Origin of the sequence: Nostoc sp. JL34 (genome assembly GCF_017114945.1) — a bacterium.
In the GTDB taxonomy this organism is placed as follows: Bacteria; Cyanobacteriota; Cyanobacteriia; order Cyanobacteriales; family Nostocaceae; genus Nostoc.
Window position 1 is genome coordinate 128,620 of the sequence record NZ_JABXKQ010000044.1, and the last position, 18,449, is coordinate 147,068.

14 protein-coding genes are annotated in these 18,449 nt (G+C 42.1%); 10 read left to right on the forward strand and 4 right to left on the reverse strand.

Annotated features, from left to right (window positions below):
* Positions 1-58 precede the first annotated feature (58 nt).
* Entirely contained in the window at positions 59-1,096 is a 1,038-nt protein-coding gene (locus HWQ44_RS08770; RefSeq protein ID WP_292717631.1) for an aspartate-semialdehyde dehydrogenase, read from the reverse strand.
* Positions 1,097-1,962: 866 nt separating this feature from the next.
* On the opposite strand from HWQ44_RS08770, the gene tig reads away from it, so the two are divergent.
* The 4 genes from tig (at position 1,963) to HWQ44_RS08790 (ending at position 6,802) form a co-directional block, all read left to right on the forward strand.
* Entirely contained in the window at positions 1,963-3,396 is a 1,434-nt protein-coding gene (gene tig, locus HWQ44_RS08775) for a trigger factor (protein WP_292717634.1), read from the forward strand.
* A gap of 339 nt (positions 3,397-3,735) precedes the next feature.
* Positions 3,736-4,434 carry an ATP-dependent Clp endopeptidase proteolytic subunit ClpP gene (gene clpP / locus HWQ44_RS08780; RefSeq protein WP_069071412.1) on the forward strand — a complete coding sequence of 233 codons (699 nt, stop codon included), beginning with the start codon at positions 3,736-3,738 and terminating at the stop codon, positions 4,432-4,434.
* Between the two features lie 9 nt (positions 4,435-4,443).
* Positions 4,444-5,784, forward strand: coding sequence for an ATP-dependent protease ATP-binding subunit ClpX (gene clpX, locus HWQ44_RS08785; RefSeq protein WP_094348623.1), 1,341 nt, complete (start codon positions 4,444-4,446; stop codon positions 5,782-5,784).
* A 97-nt stretch (positions 5,785-5,881) separates the two neighbouring features.
* On the forward strand, positions 5,882-6,802 hold the full coding sequence (locus HWQ44_RS08790) for an alpha/beta hydrolase (RefSeq protein WP_292717639.1): 921 nt from the start codon (positions 5,882-5,884) through the stop codon (positions 6,800-6,802).
* Positions 6,803-6,817: 15 nt separating this feature from the next.
* On the opposite strand, the gene HWQ44_RS08795 is transcribed toward HWQ44_RS08790, so the two are convergent.
* Positions 6,818-8,017 (reverse strand): FAD-dependent monooxygenase, encoded by a 1,200-nt coding sequence (locus HWQ44_RS08795; RefSeq protein ID WP_292717849.1) that lies wholly within the window; start codon positions 8,015-8,017, stop codon positions 6,818-6,820.
* 54 nt (positions 8,018-8,071) lie between these two features.
* The gene (locus HWQ44_RS08800) at positions 8,072-9,055 is read right to left on the reverse strand and encodes a GntR family transcriptional regulator (protein ID WP_292717641.1); all 984 of its coding nucleotides are present in this window, start codon (positions 9,053-9,055) and stop codon (positions 8,072-8,074) included.
* Positions 9,056-9,345: 290 nt separating this feature from the next.
* On the opposite strand from HWQ44_RS08800, the gene HWQ44_RS08805 reads away from it, so the two are divergent.
* The 6 genes from HWQ44_RS08805 to HWQ44_RS08830 all read left to right on the forward strand — a co-directional run bounded on the left by HWQ44_RS08805 (position 9,346) and on the right by HWQ44_RS08830 (position 15,554).
* A complete protein-coding gene (locus HWQ44_RS08805) occupies positions 9,346-10,086 on the forward strand; it encodes a dienelactone hydrolase family protein (RefSeq protein ID WP_292717643.1) in 741 nt (246 codons plus the stop codon).
* Positions 10,087-10,213: 127 nt separating this feature from the next.
* On the forward strand, positions 10,214-11,116 hold the full coding sequence (locus HWQ44_RS08810; RefSeq protein WP_292717645.1) for a S1 RNA-binding domain-containing protein: 903 nt from the start codon (positions 10,214-10,216) through the stop codon (positions 11,114-11,116).
* Positions 11,117-11,556: 440 nt separating this feature from the next.
* Positions 11,557-12,645: a fatty acid desaturase gene (locus HWQ44_RS08815; RefSeq protein ID WP_292717647.1), complete on the forward strand. Its 1,089-nt coding sequence runs from the start codon at positions 11,557-11,559 to the stop codon at positions 12,643-12,645.
* A gap of 151 nt (positions 12,646-12,796) precedes the next feature.
* The gene (locus HWQ44_RS08820) at positions 12,797-12,952 is read left to right on the forward strand and encodes a hypothetical protein (RefSeq protein ID WP_292717649.1); all 156 of its coding nucleotides are present in this window, start codon (positions 12,797-12,799) and stop codon (positions 12,950-12,952) included.
* 140 nt (positions 12,953-13,092) lie between these two features.
* Positions 13,093-13,968, forward strand: coding sequence for an SDR family oxidoreductase (locus HWQ44_RS08825; RefSeq protein ID WP_292717651.1), 876 nt, complete (start codon positions 13,093-13,095; stop codon positions 13,966-13,968).
* 104 nt (positions 13,969-14,072) lie between these two features.
* Positions 14,073-15,554: an HlyD family efflux transporter periplasmic adaptor subunit gene (locus HWQ44_RS08830; protein WP_292717653.1), complete on the forward strand. Its 1,482-nt coding sequence runs from the start codon at positions 14,073-14,075 to the stop codon at positions 15,552-15,554.
* 472 nt (positions 15,555-16,026) lie between these two features.
* Here the strand turns inward: HWQ44_RS08830 and HWQ44_RS08835 are convergent, their stop codons facing one another.
* On the reverse strand, positions 16,027-17,721 hold the full coding sequence (locus HWQ44_RS08835) for a S8 family peptidase (RefSeq protein WP_292717655.1): 1,695 nt from the start codon (positions 17,719-17,721) through the stop codon (positions 16,027-16,029).
* Positions 17,722-18,449 lie beyond the last annotated feature (728 nt).

Below are 18,449 nucleotides of genomic sequence, written 5' to 3' on the forward strand. Positions count from 1 at the left end.
CAAGTGTCATTTTTGTCATTAGTCATTTGTTCTTTGTCACTTTCCCAATGACCAATGACTAATGACTAATAGCTAATGGTTTGAGTAGATTTTTCTCTACCAACAATTCAGCGATTTGTACTGCATTTAATGCTGCGCCTTTGCGGATTTGGTCGCCACACAACCATAATTCCAAGCCACAAGGATGAGAAATATCCTGACGAATTCTTCCCACTAGAACTTCATCTTGACCTGTTGCTTCAATGGGCATCGGAAAATGATTAGTTCCCCAATCTTCGACCAATTTTACTCCAGGGGAGGAATTTAAAATTTCTTTGGCTTCCTTCGCACTAAAGGGAGTCTCAAATTCTAAATTAATGGCTTCTGAGTGAGCGCGGAGTACGGGAACCCGTATACAGGTCGCAGTGATTCTGATTTGCTGCGTACCAAATATTTTTCGGGTTTCGTTGACCATTTTCATTTCTTCCTCACAATAACCCAAATCGTTTAATGGGGAGTTATGCGGGAATAAATTAAATGCCAATGGGTAAGGCAATATTTCGGCAATCGGTGGCTGTCCTTGTAGTATAGCGCTTGTTTGGGTTTTGACTTCTGCCATCGCTCTGGCACCCGCACCACTAGCAGATTGGTAGGTTGCAGCGACAATGCGTTGCACTGGTTTAACTTTATGCAATGGCCAGACTGCCACAGCCATTAAAATCGTTGTACAGTTGGGGTTAGCAATAATGCCTTGGTGATGTGCTGCGGCTTGGGGATTCACCTCTGGCACTACTAAGGGAACTTCTGGGTTCATCCGAAAGGCACTGGAATTGTCAATTACTACTGCGCCTTTTTCAACGGCAACTGCTGCCCAAGTTTTGGATGTGGAACCACCTGCACTAGCCAGTACTATATCGACATTTTCAAAGGCGCGATCGCTCACGGCCTCTATTGGTATATTTTCCCCTTTAAATTGTAGTGATCGCCCGACACTCCGCTCTGATGCTAATAATTTCAAGTCAGCAACCGGAAAATTACGACTTTCTAATAATTCCAGTAACTCTGTGCCGACTGCACCAGTTGCTCCCAAAATAGCTAAACGATAGGATTTCGACAAACTTCCTTCCTCCTTTAAGATATTTATTTGCGATTTTTTAGAATTATTGACAATTTACTTATATATAAATAGCGATCGCAGTCTGGAAATACATTTTTAATAGGGTTAGATTTTCTCTAATTTAGTCTATCCTTTATATATCTAATACATATTTTTTTGGTTGTTTAGTAAGTTAAGTGATGTTGCATTTTAAAACAATAGTGATGTATTGTTTCTTCTATCTTTTAACTATATATTATACAATAAACCACCATTTAGCAGAAAAATGTAGATATCTGCACTTAGGCGTTTAACAGGCATACTACCTGTAAAGAAACAGATGTATTAGCTGCAAAGTTTCTTCCCAAGATGATGAATATACTAGAATCTAAATGCATAAAGCTAGCACAACGCAAAACTGAGCTATGCGGTTAAGTAACAGATGCGCTCTCATACCACACACAACTTAATAATAGCTAGATAATAGCTAGACTCAATACTATAACTTTAATTTGGGGGTACTAACCACTCTTTGAGAACCAGGATATCACGGCGTTAGCCCACTGAAAAATTAATTCCTAAGTTTTAGAGTGAGTGGGGAGTGAAGAAGGGAATAGGGTACAGATTATTCACTATCAGCTCTCCCCTAATCCCAATACCCATTGCCCGATTAACCAAATTGTTATGAAGGTAAAATGTCAAGTCCTTGATAATTGGCAGTAAACTGGATGTTTGCCCCAGGACAAACATCCATCCTTGGATGTCACAAGACCTTTTGGCAAACTCCCATTGCCCCTAAGAGACACCAAGCCATAAACGCAAACAATTATTTTATTGCGTCTTGTGTGTACTCGGAGTATAAAATACCAGAAAACTAGAGACGAAGCATGAAAGTCACGCAGGAAAAACTTCCCGCCAGCCAAATTGGCCTGGAAATAGAGATTACGCCGGAAATTACCAAGCAAACTTACGAACAGGTCATTAAAAACTTAGCGAGTACTGCCAATATTCCTGGGTTTCGTAAAGGCAAGGTGCCTCGGCCGATATTACTACAACGGCTGGGTACAACTCGAATCAAGGCAGCGGCGCTGGAAGAACTAATTCAAGATGGCATTGAGCAAGCAGTCAAACAAGAAGCCATTCCAGCAATTGGTCAGCCGCAATTGCGCTCCTCTTTTGAGGATTTGATTAATAATTATGAACCTGGAAAACCCCTGACGATTTCGGCTGCTGTCGATGTAGAACCAGAAGTGAATCTAGTGCAGTACACTGATTTGCAAGCCAAGGCCGAAGAAGTTAAGTTCGATCCAGAGCGAGTGGAGAACACGCTGGATAAAGAACGTCAAGAATTGGCGACATTGATTCCTGTGGAAGGACGTGCAGCCCAAATCGGCGATATTGCCGTAGTCGATTTTAAAGGTTCATTCGCCAGAGTTGAGGGCGAGGATGAAACAGCCGAACTAGAACCGATTCCCGGAGCCGAAGCAACTGATTTTCAGGTTGAGTTGCAGGAAGATAAATTTATTCCAGGCTTTATTTCGGGAATAGTAGGGATGAATCCGGAAGAAACTAGAGAAATTGCGGCGCAGTTCCCAGATCCTTATGCTAATGAAGAATTAGCTGGAAAAGCGGCAAATTTCACTGTGACGCTCAAAGAAATCAAAGAAAAGGAACTACCAGAAATAAATGACGATTTCGCCCAGGAAATCAGCGATTTTGAAACCTTAGAGGAGTTACGCGCTTCTTTGGTAGAGCGATATCAAAAAGAGGCGGATGACAAAACAAAAACTAATAAACAGGAAGCCTTGTTAACAGAAGTGCTCAAGCACGTAGAAGTTGACTTACCAGCAACTTTGATTGAGCAAGAAGTGGATGCAATGCTAACGCAAACAGCAATGCGGCTGTCTCAGCAGGGATTGGATGTGAGAAAGCTGTTTACTCAAGATATTATTCCTCAATTGCGGGAGCGATCGCGTACTGAGGCCATTGAACGCATCAAACGTTCCTTATCCTTGCGGGAAATCGGCAAACGCGAATCTATCGAGGTAACACCAGAAGAAATCGCAGCCAGAGTCACAGAACTTTTACAAGAGTACCCGGAGGAAAAGGACGTTGATGAAGATAAACTGCGGTCAATCGTGGAAAACGAACTGTTAACCGAAAAAATCATTGATTGGCTCTTAGAACATTCCTCAGTTGAACTTGTACCCGAAGGTTCTTTGAGTCCCGCAGAAGAAACGGAAGACACAGAATCTGATGCTGATGCACTTCAGACAGAGGAAGAAAACAGCGAAACTTCTACAGAAGTTACAGAAGGATAATAAAAAATCCCACAACCATGAGTTCACCAGTTCTGAGTTAAAGTACTGGTGAAATGGGTAAGGTAAGGGAGATGAGGAAGTAAAGGGAAAAATAACCAATGCCCCATGCCCCATGCCCAATGCCCTATAACTCAGGGATGAAGTCAAAATAATTAAAGAATTAATGAATTTTCGGCAAATAGTGACACCTGTTATCACTTGAGCTTGATACTGTGTTACACGAGAGGAAATTATATGAGGCATAATGGTTAACACGTAGCTTATAAAAATTCCATTCGTTGAAAAGGCAGCATCCGCTGCTGAAACATTTGTCCTAAATAATCGTCAAAGAAAGCTTGTATGCTTGAATCGCAGTCGGGAAATTCCCCAATCAGCAACTTAAGTCGAATAAACATTAACTCCCAGTTGAGCAGCCCTAGCAACATCGTGCCGATGGTGATAGAGCAATCTGGTATGGGAGAAAGAGCTTTCGACATCTACTCCCGCCTGCTGCGAGAGCGGATTATCTTTTTAGGAACGCCAATAGACGATGCCGTAGCCAACTCAATTGTGGCTCAGTTGTTATTCCTAGACGCCGAAGACTCAGAAAAAGACATCCAACTGTATGTTAATTCTCCTGGCGGCTCCGTCTACGCAGGGATGGCAATCTATGATACAATACAGCAAATTCGCCCTGATGTTGTTACCATCTGTTTTGGATTAGCCGCGAGCATGGGGGCATTTTTGTTGACAGCAGGAGCTGCCGGTAAGCGAATGTCTCTGCCCGACTCCCGGATTATGATTCACCAACCACTTGGTGGCGCTCAAGGTCAAGCCATTGACATTGAAATTCAAGCCAGAGAAATTCTTTACGTTAAGGCTAAGTTGAATCAGTTAATGGCTCACCATACTGGTCAACCCTTAGAAAGACTTGAAGCAGATACTGAGCGCGACTTTTTTATGTCGGCTGAAGAGGCAAAAAACTACGGTTTGATTGATCAGGTCATTTCCAGGCAAAATCTTCCCGTAGCAGGGGAAAACGTCACCATTCTGAAATAAGAGGCTGGTATGTCTAAGTACGACTCCCATTTAAAATGTTCATTTTGTGGCAAGTCTCAAGAGCAGGTGCGTAAATTAATCGCAGGGCCGGGAGTCTACATCTGCGATGAATGCGTTGACTTGTGTAATGAAATACTAGACGAGGAGTTACTCGATACTAATGGTGCGGCAGCACAACCAGCACCAAGAGCAGAGCCACCTGAAAAACGGCGTACTCATTCTGCTAGTATTTCGTTTAATCAAATACCCAAGCCAAGAGAGATTAAAAAGTATCTAGACGAACACGTCATTGGTCAAGACGAAGCGAAGAAAGTTCTGTCAGTCGCTGTTTACAATCACTACAAGCGGCTGGCAGTCATTCAATCTAAGGCCAGTGGCAAACCTGGGTCAGATGATGCCATAGAACTGCAAAAGTCCAACATCTTGTTAATTGGCCCGACTGGTTGCGGTAAAACTCTCTTAGCGCAAACTCTAGCGAAAATCTTGGATGTACCTTTTGCTGTCGCCGATGCGACGACGCTAACGGAAGCAGGGTATGTGGGAGAAGATGTGGAAAATATCTTGCTGCGACTGTTGCAGGTGGCAGATTTGGATATAGAGGAAGCGCAACGAGGAATTATTTACATTGACGAAATTGACAAAATTGCTCGTAAGAGCGAGAACACGTCAATTACCCGTGATGTTTCTGGCGAAGGCGTGCAGCAAGCCTTGCTGAAAATGTTAGAGGGAACGATCGCTAATGTACCACCTCAAGGAGGGCGCAAGCATCCTTATCAAGACTGCATCCAGATTGATACAAGTAATATTTTGTTCGTCTGTGGTGGTGCTTTCGTAGGCTTAGACAAGATTGTAGATCAGAGAGTTGGCAAAAAAGCAATCGGCTTTGTGCAACCGGGAGAAGGCCAATCGAAGGAGAAACGAGCAGCAGACACTCTTCGCCATCTAGAACCGGATGATTTAGTAAAATTTGGCCTGATTCCAGAGTTTATTGGGCGGATGCCAATGGTAGCAGTAGTAGATCCGCTAGATGAAGAAGCGTTGATGGCGATTCTTACTCAACCACGCAGCGCCTTAGTGAAGCAGTACCAAAAGCTGCTGAAGATGGATAATGTCCAATTAGATTTTAAAGCAGATGCTTTGCGAGCGATCGCTCAAGAAGCTTACCGCCGTAAAACTGGTGCAAGAGCATTACGTGGTATTGTCGAAGAATTGATGTTGGATGTAATGTATGAGTTACCATCCCGTAAGGATGTGACACGCTGTACAGTTACAAGGGAAATGGTTGAGAAGCGATCGACTGCTGAACTGATAATACATCCGTCTTCATTACCGAAGCCGGAATCTGCTTAATAGTCATTAGTCATTGGTCATTAGTCATTGGTCAAAAAATAAGGAATAATAACCATATACCAGGGACTAATGACAACTGACAAAGGACAAATGACTAATGCCTTATATTAATGTTCGTGGCGTTGAGCATTACTACGAATGGGTGAAAAAACCATCCGGTTCTCTGGTAAAACCAGTGATGGTTTTCATGCACGGTTGGGCTGGTTCGGCTAGGTATTGGCAAAATACTGCTGATGTTTTATCAGAACAATTTGATTGTTTACTCTACGATTTGCGCGGATTTGGTCGTTCTGCTGGAAAGCCAACCATAGCCAAAGCAAGTGAAGCTGTTGCTGAATCTGATTCCCCGCAGGAAGAATCAGAGGCAATTAAAGAGCTAACCTATGAGTTAGAGGAATACGCTGATGATTTGGCAGCTTTGTTAGATGGGTTGCATATTCAGCGTGTTTATATTCATGCTCATTCAATGGGTGCTTCTGTTGCTACTTTATTTTTTAACCGCTATTCCCAACGAGTGGAACGAGGAATTTTAACTTGTAGCGGCATTTTCGAGTACGATGAAAAATCCTTTAATGCTTTTCATAAATTTGGTGGCTATGTAGTGAAATTCCGTCCCAAATGGTTAAGCAAAATTCCATTTGTTGACCGGATGTTTATGGCTAGATTTTTATATAGTTCCATACCACATTCTGAGCGGCAAGCTTTTTTACAAGATTTTCTCGAAGCAGATTACGATGCAGCTATAGGGACAATTTTTACTTCAGTCAGTAAGGCTCAAGCTGAAGTAATGCCGCAAGAGTTTGCCAAGCTGACAGTGCCAACTCTACTCGTAGCAGGGGAGTATGACAAGATTATTCCAGCCGAAATGGGGCGTCAAGCAGCGGCACTGAGTGACAAAGTGGAATTTGTGATGATTCCCAACACAGCGCATTTCCCAATGTTGGAAGATGTACCAACTTATCTGCAACGGGTACAAGAGTTTTTGCAAATTAACACGCCAAAACCACAAGTGGGATAACTGAATAGTGGTTTTTTAAACAGTTAAGTGTACCTGTGTGATACCTTGACGCATTTTATATTGGCGCTTTAACCAAGACTTTTGAATTGTTTTACCGAGCAAGGGAGCAAGTTGAATTAACAGCGAACGCAGCAGTGTATTTTTTCGCAGTTGTTCACCTTGTTTAGCTTCCTCTAACTGGAGTTGCTGGGCGCGGATAATTTCTGGCTCACGTTCCGTTTGGATGTGCGATAATGCCATGTCAATATCCTGGTGTCCAGCTTCTTTTTGCAACAACGGTACAAGATGATTAGCGGCGACAATCACATCACGCAATGCGAGATTAATTCCTTGAGCGCGGACGGGAGACATTGGGTGTGCAGCGTCACCTAAAAGCAATACCCCTGGTGCGTGCCATTGTGGACAATAACCAACCACAACAGACAGCCGAATGGGGGATTCGATAGTGTCTGCATGATTACGGAAATGGTCTGCTAGCCATGAGGGTGATAGTGAGGCAAAAATCTCTGCCCAGTTGGCTTGCTTGGAGTCAGTATTTTCGGTTGCCGACATTATCCAAGCCAGATGCAGTTTTCCTGATTCTGCTCCGTGAAAGATGGTAAATGCGCGATCGCCATTTAAAATTGTACGAAACACATTATTATCTGCAAACTCAGGGCTGGCAGCAAGTTTAAACCAAAGAATATCAATATTTTTAGGCTGACGCACCAATTCCAATCCTATCCGTTGTCGCACAAGGGAATTTCGACCATCTGCCCCAATTACTAAGTCAGCAGCAAATTCTCTCCCATCGCTCAGTACTACACCTGCGACACGTTGATTACTCCACAGCAAATCCTTGACAGGAACACCCTGGATAAATTCAAACCCATCATTGGCTTGAGCTTCCGAAATCAGTGCTTTGAGCAGTGGTGGTTGTGAAACCAGTGTACAGGGTTGGGTTACCCCCATTGGTTCATCAACTCGAAACAACTGCTTGTCCCCGATAATGAATTCCCATGCGTCGAGTTGTCGATGGGGAATATCCTCCAACAACGCCGATAGACCCATTTCCTTTAGGGCATCTAAACCACTAGGCATTAATCCTTCACCGCGAAATACACGATGAGAGTCTTTTGCTGCTTCAATTAACGTTACAGCAATACCACGTTTGCCAAGGAGCAGGGCAAGGGTTACACCTGTTGGGCCTGCGCCCACAATCAAAATCTGCACTATCCCATCCCTCCTGTATCAGTTGCTCTCAAAGATGTTGGTAGAATTATCTTGAGATTAACTTAAACCCAGTTCTCGTTTTAGCAAGTTAATCGAGTTAGCGCCGATATAATTTTCAACCTTAATCAGCTTTGGTGGACGAATAATATCTTCATCAGATGCGTGTACAGCTGCTTGCACTGCCGCAAAACTGGCTTGGTCGCTGATGATGACCTCAGCCCGCTTAACCATAGCCTGAAGTTTATAAGCATCTTTTGGTTGCGAAGTCATCACCAGTAGTTCATCACCTCGCAAACCGTGGAGGATGACTTCTGCTGCTCGTGCAATCCCGGAACTAAGGCTAACTATCCCAACACAGTTTTCTTTTGGTAGGGTTTTCAAGAAGTTGAGTTCTTTGGTGTAGTCGTATATATCTAGAGGAATCACCCGTGCAGCTTTTGGAGCTGCGATCGCTTCCACATTACTGATAAAATACCGACTTGTAACTACTGTCGCAGAGGTAGTTTTATCTAACACAGCTGTTAATTCTTCCATTGCTACCAACTGCACTGGAATTTTTAGTGATCGTTCTAATTCATACACCATCAACTCACCAGCACCCATATCATAAGATGGAACTGCAACCAGTACCCGCGCACTACAACGCAAGCGCCAGTCAATTTCCGCTAAAAATAGCTCTCTGGCTTGATTCAGTGAGCATCCTTGGGAAAGCAGCTCGTCAAGTGCTTGCTGGACAACTTGATATGCATCAGGATTTTGTTTGAGAATTGGTGATTGTAGTCTGCTACCGCCCTCATGACCTTGAGCGCGAACATAAATACCCGAACCAGCCATACTTTCAACAAATCCGTCTTCCTCCAGTTGACGGTAAACTTTACTAATGGTGTTACGGTGTAACCCCGTTTGCATTGCCAGCGCCCGTGTGCTTGGCAATTTGTAAGCAGGGGGATATTGCCGAGAAGCGATCGCAAATCGAATTTGATTAAACAGCTGGGTTGATGCGGGAATTTCGCTGTCTGGCTGAATACGGAATTGAATCATCACCAAACCTCCTGAATACTAAGTGCTAATGAGTGCTGAGTTCTGAGTGCTAGTTTTGAGTATTAAGTGTTGCTTTTATACTCAGCACTTTTAACTCAGCACCTTTGTAGTGATGAGTTGCATTTACTACAGATCAAATATGTTATTTACATATAAAGTTTTTCTGAGAGAAATTTCTAATGCGCTCACTATTGGTAATTGATAATTTAATTTAGAAAAAACCTGGGCATACTGGCATAGTTATATCAAATAAACACACGGCTAATCACATAGCACTGGTAAAAATTATTATGACAGAGCAAGCAACAACTACCACAACGGTTAATCTTTTGCAAGATAATATTCAAGTGTCTGCATATCTTGCAGAGCCAAAAGAATCTGGTTCTTACCCAGGAGTTGTAGTATTACAAGAAATTTTTGGTATCAACGTTCACATTCGGGAAGTTACAGAACGGATTGCCAAACTTGGGTATGTAGCGATCGCGCCTGCGCTTTTTCAACGTCAAGCTCCTGGTTTTGAAACTGGATATACACCCGAAGATATTGAAACGGGCAGAAACTACGCCATGCAAACTCAAGCATCTGAGTTATTGAGCGATATTCAACTAGCAATTGACTACCTTAAAAATCTGCCTCAAGTGAAAAAAGATGGCTTTGGTTGTATTGGTTTCTGCTTTGGCGGTCATGTCGCATATCTTGCAGCCACCTTGCCAGATATTAAAGCTACGGCTTCCTTCTACGGTGCTGGAATTACCACCCGCACACCGGGAGGTGTAGCTCCTACTGTCACCCGCACCAGAGAAATAACAGGTACTCTCTATGCCTTCTTTGGCACAGAAGATGCTAGCATCCCAGCCGAACAAGTAGATGAAATTGAAGCAGAGTTAGAAAAATATAAAATTCCTCATCGTGTGTTTCGCTACGATGGAGCTGATCACGGATTTTTCTGTGACCATCGTGCCAGTTATAATCCTAAAGCTACGGCTGATGCTTGGGAGCAAGTACAACAACTCTTTAGTCAACTCAACTGAAGCATACACAGCCAAGTTCGTTATTGCTCATTGGTCATTAGTGAATAACAAGGACAAATGACCAATGACCAATGACAATTTAAACTCCAGTTGCACCATATCAAATAACAATTAATCTTCAAAAGTCATGAATTCCGAATCGAAACTTTCTCAAACAGCCAATTCGCCCTTTACAATGGACGATTTTGCCAAAGCACTAGAAAAACACGACTACCAATTTCAAAAGGGACAGATTGTACATGGCAAAGTTTTCCAACTTGACCATGATGGAGCCTATGTTGATATTGGTGGCAAGTCGTCAGCTTTTCTGCCGCGCGATGAGGCTTCTTTGAGAGCAGTTACCGATTTATCGGAGGTGCTGCCATTGCAAGAGGAAATGCAGTTTTTGATTATCCGAGATCAGGATGCAGAAGGGCAAGTTACTCTTTCTCGAAAGCAGTTGGAAATTCAGCACATCTGGGAAAAACTGACCGAAATGCAGGAGAATGCTCAGACTGTGCAAGTACGCGTTATGGGTGTGAATAAAGGTGGTGTCACCGTCGATATTCTTTCTTTGCGGGGATTTATTCCGCGATCGCACTTGGCAGAGCGTGATAATTTAGAAGCACTCAAAGGTCAAAATCTGACTGTGGGTTTTTTGGAAATTAATCGCAACACTAACAAACTCATCCTTTCCCAGCGTTTAGCAACTCGTTCTAGCAACTTCAGCTTGTTAGAACTAGGTCAACTGGTGGAAGGTAAAGTTACTGGCATCAAACCTTTTGGTGTGTTTGTCGATTTAAGTGGGATGAGCGCCTTGCTTCATATCAAGCAGGTAAGCCAGAAATTCATTGAATCCTTAGAAAAAGTATTTCAAGTTGGTCAGCCAATTAAAGCTGTAATTATTGACTTGGATGAGGGTAAAGGGCGGGTTGCTCTTTCTACCAGAGTTTTGGAAAACTTCCCTGGCGAAGTGCTAGAAAATTTTGATGAGGTGATGGCTTCAGCTGAGGCGCGTGCCAATAGAGCTAATAACAAAGCATCTGAATAGTTTGGAGGTGGGCTGCTTACACAAAATATAAATAGTACAATCGCACCTGCGGTATATGGGATTAATCAGTGAATAGCACCCAAAAATTGATCAATAATCCAAGCAAGTTGTGGGTTATTTTATTACTCCCCCTGCATCTTTGTAGATGTAGGGGGATTAAAAATTAGAAAAACTTTTCCCAGACTCCTTTCTAGGCTCTGACTAGAAATGCGGTAATACAAGAATTTCAGTCAACTTCAGATGACTTTCGCTATCAGCCGCAGAATTTATTCTGAGGCAAACATCTAGGCAATACCAAAATTCTGCAATATGTCTTTTGCAAAAATATTTTGTGTTATGGTGAGAAGCTTACCTATTGTGAGTTGAATCGTTTGAGTTCAAAAACGCTACGATTTACCGCAAAACTGCACTGTATTAAATTATCTACCTGACAATTATTTATGAATGTTAGTACCGAGCCAAAACTGATTCATCAGAAAATATATGCGAAAGAATTACGTTCTCTGATGCCACCTGAAGCATTTATCCCCGATCCAAGTAAGTTAATTATCTTGTTCATTAATCTGGCAATTTTGATACTAGGTTGGATGATAGCAGCGCGGTTAGATTGTTGGTCGCCATACCTTTTATGGCTTTATGTACCTTTAAGCATAATTATGGGCAATAGCGTCGTTGTCTTACTATTTAGCACCCACGATTTGATGCATGGTAGCGTAATTAAAAATCCTCGATTAATCTATATCATTGGTCTTCTAGGGCTAACAATGTTGTGGATGCCACCAACGTTATGGAAAGCAGTTCATAACCGGGTACATCATAATCACACTAATGATTTGAGCGACCCAGATCGCAATTACTTATATGAACAATCTTCAACCTGGGGAAAATGGATTCAGGACTTATTCGTGCCTTCAACTGAAGTCAATCCTGTATGGTTGATAGTGGGAATGACTTCTGCTTGGGGAGTACATACTTTTCGCAATCTGACATCTGTGCTATTTTTCAATCATGAATCCGTCGATTATGTTCCCGCTTCATTTACAGTCAGTGCGAAAGATCGTCGAGCGATCGCAGGGGAATTATTGATGATGATCATGATTCATCTGAGTATCCTAATCTATCTCCAATTTGAACCCATAAAACTTATACTTGGTTACTTTTTACCGATTGCAATTGGTTATGCTGGAGTAATTTTTTATATTTATACAAATCATTTACTTTGTCGGATGACCAGCGTTAACGATCCACTGATTAATAGTATGTCTCTCCGGGTTTATAAAATATTTGACCTGTTGCATTTAAATTTTTCTCACCACACTGAACATCACATTTTTCCAGGAATGAACTCTGACTATTATGTTATGGTTAGGAATTTGTTAGAAACTCACTATTCTGAAAGCTTTAATTTATTGGATGCTGGGGAAGCTTGGTATTTGCTGTTGAAAACTCCCCGGCATTATAAAGATGAAAATACTCTTACAGATTGGTCAGGGAAAAAGTCTGTTCCCTGTCCTACAAGCGACAATTAAAAAGCTGACTTTTCACGCTATCTGGAAAATCTCTCTCCTAGAAGGAGAGAGATTTTGAATTTTTCCCCTCCTTCTCGCTTTGGGAAGGAGGTTAGGTTTTTTGTGGGTTTCTTAGTTATGACGCAGAACGCCCACTATAGGCATAGATGAGATGAATTCACCCACAGGTGAGCAAGTAGCACTAATTCGGATAACTTTAGAGGGCAGGAAAATGAACTATCCTGACCGATACGACCAGGAGAACCCGCTGAACTTGCACAAGGCTAAGATGTCGCTTGAACAAGCTATTGACTTTTTGAGCCAGTAAAACTAATGGCATTACTCTATCCCCTGCATCTACAAAGATATGGGGGATAATTTTTAGAGTATTAAAATAAATAAGGTGTGACTATATATCGAGCATTTTGACAACTATAAACGCTGTAACTATTCAATTTAGGTATTTATATGTTTCTGGTAACTGGAGCAACGGGAGGAATTGGTCGCAGAGTTGTGCGACTCCTACGCCAACGAGAACAGTCTGTGCGGGCATTTGTCCGCCTTAACTCGCGCTACAGTGAGTTAGAACATCGGGGTGCAGAAATTTTCATCGGTGACTTGCTAGAAGAAAAAGATATCCAGAAAGCTAGTCGGGGTATCAAGTATATTATCAGCGCCCACGGTTCTGATAGCGATGCCCTATCTTTAGATTACCGGGCCAATATTGAACTCATCGACCAGGCGAAAGCTAATGGCGTAGAGCATTTTGTCTTCATTTCCGTACTAGGAGCCGATCGCGGTTATGAAGACGCTCCCGTTTTCAAAGCCAAACGAGCAGTAGAGCGATATTTGGCAGCTAGTGGCTTAAATTACACTATTTTGCGCCCAGCTGGATTAGCATCTAACTTGCTACCACTAGTAGAACGATTTCGGGAAACAGGATTGTATCTGCTTGTTGGCGATCGCAAAAACCGTACTTCAATTGTCAGTACCGATGATTTGGCAAGGATAGTGGTGGATTCTGTGACAGTTGAAGGCGCTCGCAACCAGATTTTACCCGTCGGAGGGCCGGAGATTTTATTGCGAGAAGATATTCCCCGGATTTTTGGTCGGATCTTCACCAAAGAACCAGTAATAATTAACTCACCACTATTTGTGATTGATGGGTTGCAAAGTGGATTGGGTTTATTTAATCCCCAAATCCAAAAAGCTTTGGGAACTTATCGCACATTGCTAGCAAATGAATTTTTCTGTACCAAAGATGAAATTGCCAATTTAGAAGCGATTTTTAACTTCCAATTGGAGACATTAGAAAGTTTTTTGCGGCGTTATCTAGCAGTTTGAAGAGTCATTGGTCATTAGTCATTGGTCACTAGTGAATAACAAAAGATAAATGACAAATGACAAAGGATAAATGACAAAGGATAAATGACAAAGGACAAAAATATATGATAAATGCTGCTCAAGCACGTCAGACAAAAGAGCGATTCGCCCAACCGGAGGAACAACTTACTTATGAGTTGGGGAAAGCGGTACAGGAATTGCCACCTCTGTACACTAGATTATTAGCGGGAACGATGAGCGCCATCGTATTTGGAGCGATCGCTTGGGCGTATTTCTCGCAAATAGATGAAGTAGCAACAGCACCAGGGGAATTAATTGCTTCTACACAGGTAAGGCCTGTGACATCCTTGGGTGGAGGATCAATTGTCGCCGTCAAAGTCCAAGAAGGCGATCGCGTTACTAAAGGTGAAGTTCTCATTCAAAAAGATCCAGACTTGCAAAAAACCGATGTTTCCCGCCTAGCCAAATCTACTAGATTGATTCAGGACGATTTGCAACGTTTGGATGCAGAACGCACCGGAGGTAAAACTACTGGGACAAAACTGCAAGATGAACTTTTAAACTCCCGCCTGCAAGACTACCAAGCGCGTCAAGCAGCAGCGGAAGCAGAAGCAAATCGCCAAATAGCACTCATCGATCAAGCCAAAGTCCGCTTGACTCGATTGCAAGACAACTTAGTTAATGCCAAAAGCAGCTTTGCGAATGCTCAAACCAACCTTGTCAATGCAGATAGCATCAGAATTAAAATTGAAAGTAATTTAGCCCTTGCTCAAGAAAGGGAAAAAAGCTTACGCACTCTAATTACTCCTGGCGCTGTACCTCGTGTCGATTACCTGGATGCCCAAGAAAGATTAACTCGTGCAAAGACAGAAATCACCAAAGCACAAGATGAAGTCACCAACGCCCAGAATAGAATCACAGAGGCTCAAGATAAAGCCACATCATTAGAAAAAGATATTGCGGCTCAAGTCCAGGAAATTCGCCAAGCAGAACAAGCTTACAACGGTGCACGCAGTCAGGCCCAGCGTGTAGCATCAGAACGCCAAAGTGAAATTTTGACCCAGTTTAATAAGCGTAAAGAAGAACTAACAACTGTTCAAGGTCAATTAGAGCAGGCGAGGAAGCAGCAAGCTTTGGAAACTATTGAGGCTCCCGTTGCAGGTACGATTTACAGAGTCAAAGCTACTAAGGGGCCAGTACAATCGGGTGAAGAATTGCTGTCGATTTTGCCGGAAGGGGAAGAAATGCTCCTAGAGGTAAAAGTTCTCAACCGCGATATTGGGTTTATTCGCCAAGGGATGAAGGCAAAAGTCAAAATGGCAACTTTCCCCTTCCAAGAATTTGGCATTGTGGATGGGGAAGTCATGCAAGTCAGTCCGAATGCAATTATTGATAAAGAATTAGGCTTAGTTTTTCCGACGAGAATTAAGCTAAATAAACACGCAGTTAACGTGCGGGGGCAAGAGGTAGAATTTACACCAGGTATGGCTGCTACAGGTGAAATTGTCACTCGTAAAAAGTCAATTTTAACATTTATCACTGAGCCTGTGACCCGGCGATTCAATGAGGCATTTTCCGTTAGGTAGGTTTGTAGTTTCTGCTGTTTTTATAACCACTTCAAAAGCACGCCTAAAACGTAAGGGTTTAGCAATGCTAAACCCTTACATTAATTCACGATAGATGAGCGGGTTGGTTGATTTTCTTAACTGAGCAGTATTGAACTCAACTGCAAATCGCTATATAGCGGTTCCCATTCAGATGCGGTACAAAATTATATCGCGAGTACGGCAGTGCCCATTGGTATCAACTTAACGTGAAACCGCACGTCCGCCAGGGATTGTAAATCCCTGTCTCATAACTAAAGTCCTCTGAAGAGGACTAAATAGCGCGAAAATTTTCAGTCTACTTCAGTAGACTTGAGCAATTAGTCAGGGAATTATATTCCCTGGCGGGTGAACAACATCCAATCAGTACGCTATTTCTAGCTTAAGTTGACACCAATGGGCAGTGCCGTGCCCCTACGGGTGTACTTCGCTATGTCGGGAAACCCTATAATTTTCAAGCCATACCCAAGAATTTTCTATACTGATCTATTTGTTTTTGCATCCCCTCTAGTAGTTTGCCAAAATCAGGATTATTCTCATCCTCATTGCTATTCACATTAGTGCTGCCCAGAATATTCTCATATTTTTGGAATTGTGACCATAATTCTGGATTGGCTAATCCGTTATCACCTTCAGATGATGTCAGATATTTTGTAGTTTCTGCAATCGCAGGATTAAAATCGGAATTATTAAAACTAGCGAGGGTTTCTGGCGTCAGATATTTTGCGTTTTCTGTAATTGCCTGACCAATCAGAGAAGCGACATCGGAATTATTAAAACTAGCAGTTGTCTGTTGTGATGTGAGATAATTTGCGGTCTGTGCATAGATGCGTAGCAGGTTGTTGTCAGACATAGCCTGACTCGCCAGAGAACCAAAATTGAAACTATTAAAACTAGAGCTTGTAGTTTGTGTATTATTTCCTGCTGTGTCTGCAATCACCTGACTCGCTAGAGAACTGACATTAGAAAGATTCAAACTAGAGCCTGTAGTTTGTGTACTATTTCCTGCGGTTTCTGTGACAATCTGACGGACTTGGGCATCAGTCAAATTGGGGTTAGCACTAAGCATTAGGGCAACTACACCAGCAACATGAGGAGTAGCCATAGAAGTGCCACTATAAGTTGCATATTGATTATTTGGAACTGATGAATAAACCTTGACTCCTGGAGCTGTGACGTAAGCAATTTGATTCGTTCCAGAGCGGTTAGAGAAGTCAGGCATGTTATTATTTCTATCTACTGCCCCAACTGCAATTCCCGACTTGGATGCATAGCGGGCGGGATAGTCTGGCGATGAGTCACCATCATTACCTGCTGCCATCACGACAATCACTCCTTTGCTACTGGCATAGTCAATGGCTGACTCTAGAGTGCGATTGGAAGATGCACCTCCTAAACTGAGGTTAATCACATTAGCTCCATTATCCACAGCGTAGCGAATACCTTTAGATATGGAACTATAGGAACCAGAGCCAGAGCTATCTAAAACTTTGACGGGCATAATCTTGGCATCATAAGCAATACCAGTGACACCATAGTTATTATTTTCTCCTGCGATCGTGCCGGAAACGTGTGTACCATGACCGTTGTCATCTAAGGTGTTGTTGTTTTTATCAGCAAAGTTCCAGCCGTAATTATCATCAATATAGCCATTACCATCATCATCTATACCGTTACCCGCAATTTCCTTGCTATTTGTCCAGATATTATTTTTTAAATCCTCGTGGTTGTAGTCAACTCCAGTATCTACAACAGCAACAACAACGCCCTTACCTGTATATCCGTGTGCCCATACTTCCGGTGCTTTCACAAGGTCTGCTCCCCAATTATTGCCACCAAGATCGGGAACATCAGCAAAGGTATTCTGACCAATAGCTCTAGCCACTGCTGCTGCTCCATTAATCAAGCCATAGCCATTAGTGGAGTTATAATTCTTAGTGCTAAAAGCATTAGCAGTAGCGTTACTGCTATTTTCGGAGTCACCATTATTTAGCAATTGCACATCAGCATCGGCTGACTTATAGCTACTACGTCCACTGAAGTTGAGGCTGTAATCATTCTTCCCATTAAAGCTATCTAATGAAGAGATTGAAGTGAAATTGAGCCGTTTATTTGACAATACATTGTTATTAGCATCATCAATGAGCATAAGTTTTTTCTCAAAGATAGCAATCGTTTTTTGACAGGTTGAAGCGTTAAAACCTTTAGAAGAAAAAGATTTTAATATGTGAATAAGCTTCCTTGTCAATAATTACTATGTAATCCCATCAAGAAAATGCTAATTCTACTACTAAAAAGCATAAGAAATAGAGAATTTTTATTATCTTAATTGATCCAATAAATCTTCGATTTGTAGTATTTTAAGTATAAATTGGTGGTAGAAAAAAAATTGAGTTATGCTTTTAAACCGCGTCTACCTTGAAAACCGTAGTTTTTTGGAATTAGTTTACAGATCAGAATTCAAGCCACAACCGAATAATACACTCTCCTTAAAAACTCCAGGTTTCAAAATGGACGGGGTTTAAACTTAGAAGTTCCAAAAGTTTTTCACATTACCTAAGATGTATCACACCAGTAGGATGCACTACGCTCCGTTAACACACCCTTGTATCTGAGATTTTTTCAAAAACAATTTACTATTGCTGCATGTGGTTACATGATCTTTACTGTTACCAGCAATCTCCTTGGCATTTTTCCAGATATTAGAGTTTAAGTCTACACTGACCCGGAACTTGGATTGACAGCATTTTGAATTATTAGGTCTGGTTGAACAGCAGCGATCGCTTGCGTAGTATGCTTGTTACTTCCACTACTCTTAAAACTACTGTGATCGCTGGCTCTAAAAGTAACCAAATTCAAATGGCGAATGAAGTTACA

Excerpts from the sequence above, each read along its gene's own strand:
- tig (WP_292717634.1), top strand. The coding sequence starts at position 1,963 with ATGAAAGTCACGCAGGAAAAACTTCCCGCCAGCCAAATTGGCCTGGAA.
- clpP (WP_069071412.1), top strand. The coding sequence starts at position 3,736 with ATGCTTGAATCGCAGTCGGGAAATTCCCCAATCAGCAACTTAAGTCGA.
- clpX (WP_094348623.1), top strand. The coding sequence starts at position 4,444 with ATGTCTAAGTACGACTCCCATTTAAAATGTTCATTTTGTGGCAAGTCT.
- HWQ44_RS08790 (WP_292717639.1), top strand. The coding sequence starts at position 5,882 with ATGCCTTATATTAATGTTCGTGGCGTTGAGCATTACTACGAATGGGTG.
- HWQ44_RS08800 (WP_292717641.1), bottom strand. The coding sequence starts at position 9,055 with ATGATTCAATTCCGTATTCAGCCAGACAGCGAAATTCCCGCATCAACC.
- HWQ44_RS08805 (WP_292717643.1), top strand. The coding sequence starts at position 9,346 with ATGACAGAGCAAGCAACAACTACCACAACGGTTAATCTTTTGCAAGAT.
- HWQ44_RS08810 (WP_292717645.1), top strand. The coding sequence starts at position 10,214 with ATGAATTCCGAATCGAAACTTTCTCAAACAGCCAATTCGCCCTTTACA.
- HWQ44_RS08815 (WP_292717647.1), top strand. The coding sequence starts at position 11,557 with ATGAATGTTAGTACCGAGCCAAAACTGATTCATCAGAAAATATATGCG.
- HWQ44_RS08820 (WP_292717649.1), top strand. The coding sequence starts at position 12,797 with ATGAATTCACCCACAGGTGAGCAAGTAGCACTAATTCGGATAACTTTA.
- HWQ44_RS08825 (WP_292717651.1), top strand. The coding sequence starts at position 13,093 with ATGTTTCTGGTAACTGGAGCAACGGGAGGAATTGGTCGCAGAGTTGTG.
- HWQ44_RS08830 (WP_292717653.1), top strand. The coding sequence starts at position 14,073 with ATGATAAATGCTGCTCAAGCACGTCAGACAAAAGAGCGATTCGCCCAA.
- HWQ44_RS08835 (WP_292717655.1), bottom strand. The coding sequence starts at position 17,721 with ATGCTCATTGATGATGCTAATAACAATGTATTGTCAAATAAACGGCTC.